Below are 13,683 nucleotides of genomic sequence, written 5' to 3' on the forward strand. Positions count from 1 at the left end.
TGGCAGCAGTCAAAGCAGTAGCCTAAACAATAACAAGGAAGGAGAACAACAAACCGCATTTGGCCAATTTAGCCAGGATACCAATGACAGCGCACTAGATAATGCCGGACAGTGGCAACAAGCCAACCTGCTCATCGACTCTCAGCGTCACCTTGCCATGCTCACAGGGCAGCATAGCCAACATGCCAGTACTGAAAATACGCATAGCCACGCAACAGGCAGCACCCATCATCACAGTCAAACCCAGATGAACCAACTGGTGGCAGGCGATATCCATTACTACTCAAACAAAGCTCAGACCCATACCGCGGCTCATGGTGATGTAACGATACAAGCGCATCAAGATCAGATGCGTCTAGATAGTGAGCAAGTGCTACGCCTGCATAGTCGAGACAGTATCGAGATCATCGCGCCTGATACGCTGACCCTAAAATCAGCGGGTAGTGGTATTGAGATAACAGGTGGTAATGTGACGTTTATCACGCCTGCTCAAGTGGGCTATAAGGCAAGTAAGGTGGATCGGGGTAGTGGGGGTGCAAGTAGCCCAACGATTACTATGCCGCAAGACGAACTTGCTGACTGCGTTGCAAAAACGGAAAGTGCTGGTAAAACAGGTGGAGCTGTCTAGATATGCTATTACCACAAGTTGAGTATTTGGACGACATACAAGACACTCACGCATACCAAGAGCAGCTCAAAGCCGTGTACAAAGTCATCTCCAATAATCAATATCAGCAGTTGACAGTTATCATTGATCTCAATACGTATGGAACTGCCGTCTTTGCCGTACTCGATAACGGCACTAATTTGCCATTTGAGCGCATCAAACGTATTCATCATACCTTTAAGGATGATCTAGCACTTATCGACATTCAACTAAATAGTAGTACTGATCAACGTCTACTTGAGCAACTACTTGCATTAAGCGTATATGAAAATAGCAATGATGTATCAGGTCATCCTCACCCACGTAGCGTCTGTCTATGGCTCTTTGAGCAGCCCATTACGGAAAGGCTGAAACATAGCGTCTATCTGATGGGTCAAGCGTACGGGCTAGGCTCAAATAAAAAGCGCTATTTACGCTATTGGGATCCTAGAGTATTAGCTTTAATGACTCATATATGGACAGCTGAGCAAAAGTTACAGATACATCAGCTAGGACTGATTCATATTTACTATATTGACTGGAATAATGAGATGACCGTATTGACTCTACCTACACCAAATGAGGTATATCCAGCCGATACTCAAAAGGCGTTAGAGCAGCTTAAATCGCTACCGTTTAGATTTAGTCAGCAGCAGTGGTCACTACTAGAGCAGATAGAGTGGATGAATATGATAGTTAGACAGTTAAAAGAGCAGGTAATGATTACAGATCGGGTTTATGAGGTAGTACTGTCTAATGCAACTTCCATGCGGTCAAACTATCACGGTAGGATAAAGGCAACAACAAAGATAGTAAATGAATTAAGTAATTAACAAAACAGTATTTGAGGAATGATAAGATGGCAAATAAACTAGTAGTGTCCAATCAGCCACCACCCCTTCTTATGTCAAATGAAAATGACTCACTAGATGCTAATTGTAGTTATGGTTGTGGGTCAATGGGTATACCTATATTACCTGTAGTTTATAGTAAGTTAAATTATAAAATTAATAGTAAAGACGAACGCTATTTCGAACATGATTTGACATTAGATTCTAAGAGTCACAATGCTTTAACTAGCTTGCCATCTAATTGTTATTTATATATGTATGTTGATAGAAGAGCACCACTCAACAGAAAAGGAGTTTATTTTACAGGTCAAGACGGAGCATTAAAACGAATATCACTTGGAGGTTCTCAAGGTGAAGATCAAGCACAACCTCCTACTTGTACAAAAAAAAATCATAATACTTTAGATTCCAAATTCATAAGTTTGAACCATTTTGAGTCGATATGGCTGATGATTAGCCATGCCAAACTAAGCCAAGATCAAATTTGGAAACTTGAAGTAGATGAAGATTATCGAAAAAAAAGAATGCAAAAAATTGATCCAGAAGCGTTAGCAAAAAACTCAAATACTGAATATTTAGATAAACCTGAAAATAGTAAGTTTTTGCTAAATTATATGAAAAGCTTTCATCTAAGAAAGCATCTTTCGAATAGTGAAAGTTCTGATCCCTTCAATATTAAATATCAAATCGATGAGAAGTCTATAGATAGAAAAACACATTCAGGAAGTTATGCTGCTGCAAATGCTTTGTATAGAAGGATGCAGAATAGTATTGATAATCACGTAGAGTCTTTAGAATTAGAGCTCAAAGAGAGTCATTTGTTACCAGTTAAAACATCGTCGAAAGTCATCGCCGAAAGCCAAAGCGTAATTGCAAGTCAAAAACTAATAAAACCCATGATGGTCGCTCTACCAGATCCAGTAGGCGAAGTACTTGCGGCAGCAGAGAAGCGGAACTATCTACTTAAAAAGCTAGATGATAAATATAAAGACAAAAGTAAAGTTCGAGAGCAAGTCAATGCTATCATTATTGATAATATCCGACAAAGTTTAGAAGCAAGTGTTGAGTATGATTCAACTGTACCGCAAGCGCCTGGTACTATGGCTGATCACATAACAGGTCGCAATGAGATCAGCCAAAAAAATAATAAAAACATTTATAACTATATCAATCAAGTAAAATTTCAAGCTGTCCTAGAGGAGGCAAAAAAGAGCCGTCAAGACAAAGCCGCTATTGCCGCTGCACGTCAAACCTTTATCGAGGCCATTACAAATCCAGAGTTTGCTAGGGTAATGCGTGAAGACTTCCCTAAAAATGATGAGGACAGTCATGTAGGTTATGCGCAAATTATCGCCCAAGCTATTCAAGGCATCGGTATTGATGAGAGTAATATCGGCATACCTGACAGCATATGGGCAGACTATCAGCCTGAGCAAGCAATAGGCATGAGTGCCAAGCAAGAGTTTGAACAATCGCTATTACCTTGTATCACAGGTCAGAAACCTATTGAAGACAACTGGTTAATTAAAGCGCTTATTGGACTTAATAAAGAAGATAATCAAAAGATGGCAGATGCACCAACCTTTGAAAACTTAGCCCCCCGAGCCAGTGACTTTATTGGTACGGCGACAAACTGGGCAATGGCATTTAAAGCTAAAAAGCAAAAACAGAACATAAAGACCAGTCAAGCTCAAAACATTGAGCGTCTCAACGATCTTGCTAACTACAAAGCGCAAGTCGTACAAACTCTAAGCAGTAACATGGCACATATAAAAGACAATCACAAACTGCTCTACAAGCTTGACCTGTGGTCACAAGCCACTGTGCATCAAGCTACAGGGTTTAAACTGGCGCAAAGAGTTCTAAAGTACAGTCCAGAAGCCGTACTTAAATGGAGTGAGCAACGTCTAAGCCGATCTATTAATAAAGCCAAACCCCATGCCACGCTACTACCAGCCAGTATCGACAATAGAGTTGTCAGTAGCGCCTCCTCAGTCAAAACGCCAATTGCTATAGATTTAGTAAACTCACATGGTGTGAATCAAACAGCTCTAGATATATTTGATAAATCAGCTAATGGTAATGAGCATGCTCGTACTGTAGTCACTATGTATGCAAGCGAAGATATCGCACGTACCACGCAAACCATTAATGAAGACATAACTAGACAGGTCGCTCAGCTCAACAGCGATCTTGATCCTATCAATGGTCAATACAGTCAGCTTGAGCGCCAATCAGCAGGCAAAGCGGCACTAGTATCAGTAGGTATTGGTCTGTTTCAGTTACGTAGTATATGGATGGGCAAGAGCAGTCTTGGTAGTATGGCGCGTAGAGGCGACCGTTTGGGTCTTGAGTTTATGACCGCTTATGCAAGCACCACGCTTGCATTGACCACAGCCAGCCTTGATGTCGCTAATGCGGGATTACAGATGAAAGCGGCGCGTAGTGCATGGGTGGCAAGGCTTAGTTTAAGCGTGGGTGTGCTTGGCGCTGTGGGAGCTGGGTTTGAGGTGTATAGCCTAAATATAAGTCTTGAAAGACATATGGAGAACAAGAGTGGTATCAGTGAAAGAGCTACAAACATAGCAATTGGCTCAGCATTTACAGCAGGTGTAGCAGGTCTTGGCTATGGCACATTGGTATTTGCAAGCGCAGGTGCTTTTGTATTACCTTGGCTTGGCGCTATTATAGCAATTGCTTGGGGCGTCAGTCTTATCGCTCAGTGGGTCGCCTTTCGCTATGATAAAGGTCATATATTGCCCGTTCATTATTGGCTAGATGCTGGGGTCTTTGGCAATAAGTCTATGCTAAATGACGAGTATCCTAATAATCCGTTTAAGATACAGGCAATGAGTAGCCTTGAGCAAGACATGCACGCTTACTCCTTGGCTTTGACTGAGATACAAGTTAATCCAAAATTTGCAACAAGTACTGCTAATTTTAGACAAACATTATCAGGACAAATAGAGATAACATTAAGTCAGTGGAATGATGATAGTGAGATTGTCGTTGAGTTTATCGGTATCAGCAGCCAAGAGCGAGGACTAGATAGAAAATCATTTAATATAAAAACGCTTAAACGACAAAACAAAGCCGTTGAAACATCCAAAGTACTACAGGTTACTTTGGATATTCCTCAGACCAGTCACTTCAAGGCACAGTATTTAGGATCAGAAAGAGAAGGAACAATAAATCCCAATGAGAAAAAGCGTATGGAACAAGCCCGTCAAAGGGCACGCAATAATCCGAATAGTCAAATTGAACAGCTAAGAGTGGTGGTCTTGTACTCATTAAATCCAAGTATCAATCCGCATTATCAACTGCGCACCACGGTAACAAGCTAATAGGGATAAGCCAATGATTGAAGACAAGCATAGTCAATTTGCCAAACACATTAATGAGCTACAAGAAGTTCTTGAAAGTCCTTATAGCAGCAAGATTGATAAAGTGCTATTAAAAGATAGCGAGGATATCGAGCACCTCAACAAAGAGATTGCTAATATTAATCCCGACTACTTAACTTTTTTCCCCAGCTATTTCTGGTATTGGTATTTTGGTATAGGGTGGATTTATTTTTCTACTTTCATGTTTCTTATTCTTTTTACTAACGGTCTTTTAGATTTACAAAGTTCTAATATACCTCTATTATTACTAGATATTTTTATAGCATTATTTGTATTTATTCCGTCCTGTACACCTCTAATTCTACTTCTCTATCAACTTATAAGAAAACATCCGTACCGCATTCAATACTACTTTTTAAAAAAAGAGCAAAAGGTCGCTTATTATTATCGCCCTTCACTACAGTTTTTTAAACCTTTTGAATTAAAAATAGTAGATTATAAAGACCTTATTCCTGAAATACACACCATCAAAAATAACACAGCATACACTCCATTGAATCTATATATCGCGAATCCTAACACAGGAGATATTACCCACCATATAAAACCGCATGATGTCAGTGTTGACCCGCGTGTACATTGGGCGTTTATCCGTACCTATATGGAAAGTAATGCCACCGACTTACCGATAAATCCTGAGTTTTGCGAAGCTTATCCCGCTGATACCAGTAAATCACTATTTGCTTGTAGCGATATCGTCTTTCGTAAATACGGTATTCTTGATACGCAGCATTCAGGCGGTGGTCAGATCATTGTCTTTATAATAGGCTCACTATTTACACTTGGCTATCTATTGCAAGGAAACAATTATCAAACTGCCAAACGAGCCATTTTACACCCTGATGTGCAGAAGCTACTGACATGGGACGGTCAAGATAATCCGTATCCGATACAGCCCATAACTGATGAAGCCAGATTAGCCTTTGAAGGTAGGAATTGGGAAGTTAATGTCAGATGGGTATGTATCATACTTATTAACGTTGGTTTATTTGCTTGGGCGGTGATGGCTTATAATAGTTGATAGAGATTGAGATAATAACATGCAATTACGCGATGACTTTGCCAAACATATTAGCGAGCTTCATAATCCTATTGACCGTCCATATAGTCAGAATATAGATGATAAGCTGTTCAATAGTATTGAAGATGTTGAGCATCTTAATAAAGAAACTCACGATATTAATCCTGATTACTTAACATTCCTACCAGCGTACTTTTGGGTGTTTTATTTTGCGATGGGCTGGATTTACGTATCAGCGATTTTCTTAACAAATTTCATTTATGATGATATTACTTATGTTTATATAAGACCTGAAGGATGGGGTGCGATTAATATCTTAGGTACATTACTATATCTTTTTGCAGCTGGAATACCTGTCCTCCTTCTTTTATATCAATTAGTTAGAAAATATCCTATTCGAACCCAATACTACTTTTTAAAGCAGCAGCAAAAGATAGCCTACTACTACCGTCCACTCTGGAAGTTTAGACAGCCCTACGAGCTGAAAATAGTAGACTATAAAGATGTGCATCCAGACCTGCATCAAGATCCGTACAATCGAGCCTACACACCGCTCAATCTGTATGTCGCTGATCCTGAGACTGGCGATATCACCCATCATCTCAAGCTAGAGGATTATAGAGTCAACCCACGCGTACAATGGGCATTTATTCGCACTTATATGGAAAGCCCTGCAGATGAGTTGCCAGTAGACGCTCAGTTCTGTGAGGCTTATCCAGCTGACACAAGCAAATCGCTATTTGCCTGTGCTGATATTATCTATCGCAAAAACGGCATAATACCTAGCAATCATTCTGGTGGCGGTCAGATCATGATCTTTATCATAGGCTCAATAATCGCTTTGGGTAATCTATTTCAGGCAAATCATTATCAATGTACCAAACGAGCTATATTACATCCTGACGTCAGTAAGCTACTCACTTGGGATGGACAAGACAATCCCTATCCGATACAGCCTATAACTGATGAAGCCGAATTAGCCTTTGAAGGTAGCAATTGGGAAGTTAATGTCAGATGGGTATGTATCATACTGATTAATGCTAGTCTATTTGCTTGGGCGGTAGTGGCTTATAATGCTTAGCTAGTTATTTACTGTTAGCCATCCTCTGCGTCATGGACAGCATGTCCTCATCGACTTCATCGGTGGTGACTTAACCCATCCTATCATCATCGGCAGCACCCATAACGGACAAGGCAATATCGATGCTCAGCACAACAGCATCGACGCCACCAGTCCAGCTTGGTTCATTAACCAAAGCCATGCATACCCCATAGATGGTATCAAAACCCAAAGCATTGATAGCAGTCGCAGAGGCGATGCGACCAAAGACAGCATCACTAATGGCTATAACCAGCTTATGTTTGATGCCCATCCTGAGAGTCCGCAGATCAACGCCTATAGCAGCAGCTACCAGTCCAGCCTAACCATTGGTCATCTGTATCAGCATACCGACCATACCCGTGGCCAAGCACGTGGACAAGGTATCAGTATCGAGCCCCAAGCCGCTGCCAATATCCAAGGCAGCACAGGCATTCATATCAGTAGTAGCCAGTCGGACCCTTCATCAAACCCTCACATGGGCCATGACAGCCATAGCAAACTACAAACCGCTGACCAACATCAAATAGCCTATCAAAGCCTAGCAGAAACCCATCAACCTGTCGGCATAGATGGCAGCAATCAAAGCAGTAGCCGAAGCAATAACAAGGAAGGAGAACAACAAACCGCATTTGGTCAATTTAGCGAAGATACCAATGACAGCGCACTAGATGATGCCGGGCAGTGGCAACAGTCCAACCTGCTCATCGACTCTCAACGTCACCTTGCCATGCTCACAGGACAACACAGTCAACATACCAGTACTGAAAACACGCATAGCCACGCAACAGGCAGCACCCATCATCACAGTCAAACCCAGATGAACCAACTGGTGGCAGGTGATATCCATTACTACTCAAACAAAGCTCAGACCCATACCGCGGCTCATGGTGATGTAACGATACAAGCGCATCAAGATCAGATGCGTCTAGACAGTGAGCAAGTACTACGCCTGCATAGCCGAGATAGTATCGAGATCATCGCGCCTGATACGCTGACCCTAAAATCAGCAGGTAGTGGTATAGAGATAACAGGTGGTAATGTGACGTTTATCACGCCTGCTCAAGTGGGCTATAAGGCAAGTAAGGTGGATCGGGGTAGTGGGGGTGGTAGTAGCCCAACGATTACCATGCCTCAAGACGAACTTGCCGACTGTGCTGCCAAAACTGGTAGTGCTGGCAATAAAGGTGGAGCGGTTTAGGCATGCTAATACCAAAAGTAGAGTTTCTCGATGATATTCAGGCGACTGACGAGTATCAAAAGCAACTTAAGGCTTTATATCTAACAGTCTATGACAATCAATATCAAACGCTGACAGTCCTTATTGATCTAAATACTTACGGCACAGCAGTCTTTGATCTATTAGACTGCGGCATAGATTTGCCATTTGAGCGCATCAAACGCATTCATCATAGCTTTGACGATGATTTGGCACTTATTGAGATATCACTCGATAGTAGTAAAGGTCAACGGCTACTTGAGCAGCTATTGGCATTGGCACTATATGAAAACACTTATGATATATCTGGTCATCCGCACCCACGTAGCGTCTGTCTATGGTTGTTTGATCAACCTATCACCGAAACGCTCAAGCATAGTATCTATCTGATAGGACAGGCGTATGGAATGGGGACAAACAAGCGTCGTTATTTGCGCTATTGGGACCCTAGAGTATTAGCGCTATTAACACACCTGTGGACTGATCAACAAAAGCTGCAAGTATATCAACTGCGGTTACCTCGTATTCACTATGTAGATTGGAATAACACCTTTATAGAGATAACGTTGCCGACACCCAATGAGGTCTATCCGTCTAATACGAAAGTGACACTAGAGCAACTTAAGCCGTTACCTTTTCGCTTCAGTCAGCAGCAGTGGGCACTGCTTGAGCAAACAGAGTGGATAAATATGATACTGCGGCAGTTAAAGGGTCAAGTGGTAATCAATGATCGAGTTTATGACATTATCATCAGTCAAGCTCTACTGATTGCTCAGCGTAAAATGTCGCAGCAGCAAGCCATTAAGAATATTGTCGAAAGCTTAGAGCGAATTAAAAATAAAGGAGTACAGGCATGAGTGATGGTTTGTGGGATTTTATAAAAAGTACTGTCGGAATGGATGACAAGGAAGCAGATGTATCAGAGCACCAAGAACCAATGCTGGTAGAGCAAACATCAGAAGGTACGGTTGATGGCTCTCAGCCGTCTGTTGAATTAGACGCAATCACAGTATTTGCCAACAACTGTGGTTATGGATGTGGATATACAGGTATACCGATTTTACCTGTGGTATTTAGTCGAGATGATTATAGAGTAAGTCGCAAGGATAAGCGTTATTTTGGGGATGGGTTGTCTTCAAAATCAGCCAAACATGATGCTATCGCGAGCCTACCTACATACACCTACCTTTATTGTTTTTATGATTATATTGATGGTGATGGAGATGAAGAAAAGTTTTTTGAAGAAATATTTACAGGTAAAGATGGTGCATTAAAAAGAGTTACAACGTATAACAAAGATAGTTTTGAAGAAAAAGATACTAATAAGATAGAGGTGACAAATATAGATGAGCCTGACGATGACACATTTGACGAAATGGTACAGCCAGCTACCTGCGATCGAGATAGTCATAGTACGTTAGATAGTAAATATATTACCTTAGAAACAGGTCAGGTAGTATGGCTCATGGTCAGTCATGCCCAGCTAAGTAAAGCAGCATTAAAAAAATATTTTTATGATGAAGCATTACGCGATAAGCGTATGCAAAAGTTCGTCGCTGATGACTTGATTGATAATAAAAATACTAAATATATGTCTGAATACCTCCCGGAAATAGATTATATAAATAGCTTTCATCAACGAAAGCAGCTAGAGCAGGGCGGTGACATCGGTGATAAACTTGCAATACATGAAAAATATGCAAAAGAAGTTGTTGGTGAAGATGAAGATGGAGAAGTTGAGGAGATTATCCTAAAAGAGGATGCTAATGGTGCTATAAGTTCGGCTTTTCAGCTATACAAAAATATGGAAAGGGGTATTAATGATAGGATAAGCGATATTGAATATAATATAAATGAGGGCTACGGGGATAGTGAGAGTGATAAACTAGACGAAAAGTCTGACAAGCACCAATTGAAAATCCTAAAAGATACTAAACCTATGATGGTTGCTCTACACGACCCTGTAGGAGATGTGTTGGCAGCAGCGGAGAAACGGAATTACCTACTTAAGAAATTAGATGATGCTCAAAAAAATAAAGGTCAAATTCGAGAGCAAGTCAATGCCATTATTATTGATAACATTAAAAGTAGTGTAGAAGCGGCTAATCAATCGTCAGTTCATGAACAACAGGGTTACTCAAGAGCGGGACTTAGTCGTAATCATAAGAAAGAATCAGCAGTTGGTAGGAATGTCTATAGTTACATTGATGAATCAAAATTCAAATATGTCTTAGCATCTGCGAAAAACAGCCGCAAAAATAAGGCTGCAATCTCAGCAGCACGCCAAATATTCGTAGACGCAATTAAACGCTCTGAATTTGCTTTTGTCATGCGTGAAGACTTTCCAGAAAATGATGAAGAAAGCCATTTGGGCTATGCTCAAATTATCGCTGAAGCGACTCAAGGTATTGGTATTGATGAGAGTAATATTGGCATACCAGATGCGATATGGTCAGATTACAAGCCAGATCAGGCAAGAGGTATGACTGCCAAACAAGAGTTTGAACAGTCGTTATTACCTTGTCTTTCAGGAGAAAAACCACCTGAAGACAACTGGTTATCCAAAGCCTTAATAGGTTTAAACCTTGACGATAATCAAAAAATGCAAGCTGCGCCAGCATATGAAAACTTCGCGCGAGCGAGTGACTTCATTGGTACAGCAATAAACTGGATCAATACATTTAAACATGAAGCCAAACAAAAAGCTATAGAAGCCAAGACCGCAGAAAAAATCCAGCACCTTAATGAGTTGGCAAGTCATAAAGCTCGAATCGTACAGACGATGAGTAATAATATGAGCTACATTAAGGAAAATAACCGCTGGTTGTACAGGATGGACTTATGGACACAGGCGTCAGTCAATCAATCTACAGGGTTTCGACTGGCACAAAAAGTATTAAAATATAGTCCCGAAAAGGCGACCAAATGGTTAGGGAAGTTTGTAAATAATCGAATCAACAAAGCAATGTCACATATGGTAACTATGCCTTCAAGTATAGATACTGGAGCGGTCAAGCAGGTTTCAGGTAGTGGTGTGCCTTTTGCGGTAGATTTCATGCACTCCCTAGGCGTCAATAAACAAGCATTAGATATTTACAACAAGGCGGCGGGTGGTGATAAAAATGCCCACATGGTGGTGACGATGTATACAGATAAGGCAACTGCTGACTCTTCAGCGTCAGTCAATCAATCAATTGCTGATGGACAAACCGATTTCAATAAACTTGTCGATAGCAATAGCGGGGCACAGCGACAGTTAGAGCGTAACAGTGCAGGTAAGGCCGCATTGATATCTGCAGGGATTGGCTTATTTCAGTTGCGTAGTGTGTGGATAGGAAAAAGTCGCTTTAGTGACATGGCAGATCGTGGCGACCTTATGGCGCTTGAGTTTATGACCAACTATGCCAGTACTTCCCTTGCGTTGACGGGGGCGGCACTTGATGTCGCTGCCGCTGGTATGCAGATACGGGGTGCCAGTACTGCTGCAATAGCAAGGATTAGCCTCGGTGTCGGTGTACTTGGTGCTGTGGGTGCTGGGTTTGAGGTTTATAGTTTGTCTATTTCATTAGTGAGACAGTTAGAGAGTAAAAGCAAAGCTAGTACTATAGGAACTGGAGTTGCAATGATTTCAGCGGGCGCAGCAGGTATTGCCAGTCTAGCTATTGGATTTGGTTTTGTCATGCCATGGGTGATTGGCATTGTGGCTGTGGCATGGGCTGTAAGCTTAATCGCTCAATGGATAGCTTTTACTTATGATAAAAGTCACATCTTACCGATTCACTATTGGCTTGATGCTGGTGTGTTTGGTAATAAGGCTATGCTAAATAGCGAATATCCCAATAATCCTTTTAAAATACAGGCAATGGGTAGCCTTGAGCAAGACATGCACGCTTACTCCCTAGCTTTAACTGAAATACAAGTTAATCCGAAGTTTGCAACAAGCACTGCTGACTTTAGACGAACATTATCGGGACAAATAGAAGTCACTTTAAGTCAATGGAATGATGATAGTGAGATTGTCGTTGAGTTTATCGGTATCGGCAGTCAAGAGCTAGGATTAGATAGAAAATCATTTAATATAAAAGCGCTTAAACGACAAAACAAAGCTATTGAAACATCAAAAGGAGTAGAGGTCGTATTAGATATTCCTAAGACCAGTCACTTTCAGGCGCAATATCTAGGTTCACATAGAGACGGGACGCTAAATCCCAATAAGCAACGCCAAATGCAAGAAGCTAAAGAGATAGCACAAGCTAATGCTGGTCGTGAAATTGATAAACTCAGAGCCGTAGTGAAGTATGCGCTCAACCCAAGTATGAATCCATATTATCAACTACGTACAAGCGTCACAAGTCAATAAGGATAACAACATGCAATTACGCAACGACTTTGCCCAGCATATCAGTGAGCTTCATAATCCTATTGACCGCCCTTATACCGCCAGTATAGACAAAAGCTTATTAAAAAATACTGAAGATATTGAACATCTTAACAAAGAAACTCATGATGTTAATCCCGATTATCTGACCTTCTTACCAGCGTACTTTTGGTATTTTTATTTTGCTATAGGCTGGGTCTATTTTTTTTCTTATATGTTCTCTGTTGTTTTCATTTTATTGTTTATCATAAATATTGATTTTGTTTTATCTGGTTTCACAATATGGTTTGTATTATTAGGCATACTTATGTTTATAGTATTTTGCACACCCCTAATCCTAATATTTTATCAGATCATTGCAAAAAAACCGTTTCGCACCCAATACTACTTTTTAAAAAAAGAACAAAAAATAGCTTACTACTACCGTCCACTCTGGAAGTTTAGACAGCCTTATGAGCTGAAAATAGTTGACTATAAAGACGTACATCCAGACTTGCATCAAGACCCATACAATCGAGCCTACACACCGCTCAATCTATATGTCGCCGATCCTGAGACAGGCGACATCACCCATCATCTAAAGCTAGAAGATTATAGAGTCAACCCACGTGTACAATGGGCATTTATCCGCACTTATATGGAAAGCCCTGCAGATGAGTTACCAATAGACGCTAAGTTCTGTGAGGCTTATCCAGCTGACACAAGCAAATCACTATTTGCCTGTGCTGATATCGTCTATCGCAAAAGTGGCATACTGCCTAGCAATCATTCTGGTGGCGGTCAGATCATGGTCTTTATAATAGGCTCAATAATCGCTTTAGGTAATCTGTTTCAGGCCAATCATTATCAATGTACCAAACGAGCTATCTTACATCCTGACGTGCAAAAGCTTTTAACTTGGGATGGACAAGACAATCCCTATCCGATACAGCCTATAACTGATGAAGCCAAATTAGCCTTTGAAGGTAGAAATTGGGAAGTTAATGTCAGATGGGTGTGTATCATACTTATTAATGCTGGTTTATTTGCTTGGGCGGTAGTGGCATATAATAGTTAGCTAGTTAT

The 13,683-nt window shown here is 40.9% G+C and carries 10 protein-coding genes; 9 read left to right on the forward strand and 1 reads right to left on the reverse strand.

Features of this window, described 5'->3' with window-relative positions; genetic code table 11:
* From ACT3RN_RS10610 to ACT3RN_RS10630, 5 genes are all read left to right on the forward strand, one after another.
* Positions 1 to 628: DUF2345 domain-containing protein (locus tag ACT3RN_RS10610; protein WP_444518622.1), on the forward strand; the 628-nt coding region annotated here is incomplete at its 5' end.
* Positions 629 to 630: 2 nt separating this feature from the next.
* Positions 631 to 1,479 carry a hypothetical protein gene (locus ACT3RN_RS10615; RefSeq protein ID WP_192519787.1) on the forward strand — a complete coding sequence of 283 codons (849 nt, stop codon included), beginning with the start codon at positions 631 to 633 and terminating at the stop codon, positions 1,477 to 1,479.
* Between the two features lie 26 nt (positions 1,480 to 1,505).
* Positions 1,506 to 4,841: a toxin VasX gene (locus ACT3RN_RS10620; protein ID WP_192519786.1), complete on the forward strand. Its 3,336-nt coding sequence runs from the start codon at positions 1,506 to 1,508 to the stop codon at positions 4,839 to 4,841.
* A 13-nt stretch (positions 4,842 to 4,854) separates the two neighbouring features.
* Positions 4,855 to 5,922 (forward strand): hypothetical protein, encoded by a 1,068-nt coding sequence (locus ACT3RN_RS10625; protein WP_192519785.1) that lies wholly within the window; start codon positions 4,855 to 4,857, stop codon positions 5,920 to 5,922.
* A gap of 19 nt (positions 5,923 to 5,941) precedes the next feature.
* The gene (locus tag ACT3RN_RS10630) at positions 5,942 to 7,003 is read left to right on the forward strand and encodes a DUF6708 domain-containing protein (RefSeq protein WP_192519784.1); all 1,062 of its coding nucleotides are present in this window, start codon (positions 5,942 to 5,944) and stop codon (positions 7,001 to 7,003) included.
* A gap of 70 nt (positions 7,004 to 7,073) precedes the next feature.
* On the opposite strand, the gene ACT3RN_RS10635 is transcribed toward ACT3RN_RS10630, so the two are convergent.
* The gene (locus ACT3RN_RS10635; RefSeq protein ID WP_192519783.1) at positions 7,074 to 7,295 is read right to left on the reverse strand and encodes a hypothetical protein; all 222 of its coding nucleotides are present in this window, start codon (positions 7,293 to 7,295) and stop codon (positions 7,074 to 7,076) included.
* Here ACT3RN_RS10635 and ACT3RN_RS10640 point away from each other — a divergent pair.
* The 4 genes from ACT3RN_RS10640 to ACT3RN_RS10655 are packed head-to-tail and all read left to right on the forward strand — an operon-like array spanning position 7,281 to position 13,675.
* Positions 7,281 to 8,222 (forward strand): DUF2345 domain-containing protein, encoded by a 942-nt coding sequence (locus ACT3RN_RS10640; RefSeq protein WP_192519782.1) that lies wholly within the window; start codon positions 7,281 to 7,283, stop codon positions 8,220 to 8,222. The two genes, ACT3RN_RS10635 and ACT3RN_RS10640, sit on opposite strands and share 15 nt — an antisense overlap.
* Positions 8,223 to 8,224: 2 nt before the next feature.
* On the forward strand, positions 8,225 to 9,097 hold the full coding sequence (locus tag ACT3RN_RS10645; RefSeq protein ID WP_192519781.1) for a hypothetical protein: 873 nt from the start codon (positions 8,225 to 8,227) through the stop codon (positions 9,095 to 9,097).
* On the forward strand, positions 9,094 to 12,600 hold the full coding sequence (locus tag ACT3RN_RS10650) for a toxin VasX (RefSeq protein WP_192519780.1): 3,507 nt from the start codon (positions 9,094 to 9,096) through the stop codon (positions 12,598 to 12,600). Before ACT3RN_RS10645 ends, ACT3RN_RS10650 begins: the two co-directional genes overlap by 4 nt.
* A 10-nt stretch (positions 12,601 to 12,610) precedes the next feature.
* Positions 12,611 to 13,675, forward strand: a complete 1,065-nt coding sequence (locus ACT3RN_RS10655) for a hypothetical protein (protein WP_192519779.1) — start codon at positions 12,611 to 12,613, stop codon at positions 13,673 to 13,675.
* The last annotated feature ends 8 nt before the right edge of the window (positions 13,676 to 13,683 follow it).

This window comes from Psychrobacter sp. AOP5-GZ1-6, assembly GCF_052376345.1.
GTDB lineage: Bacteria > Pseudomonadota > Gammaproteobacteria > Pseudomonadales > Moraxellaceae > Psychrobacter.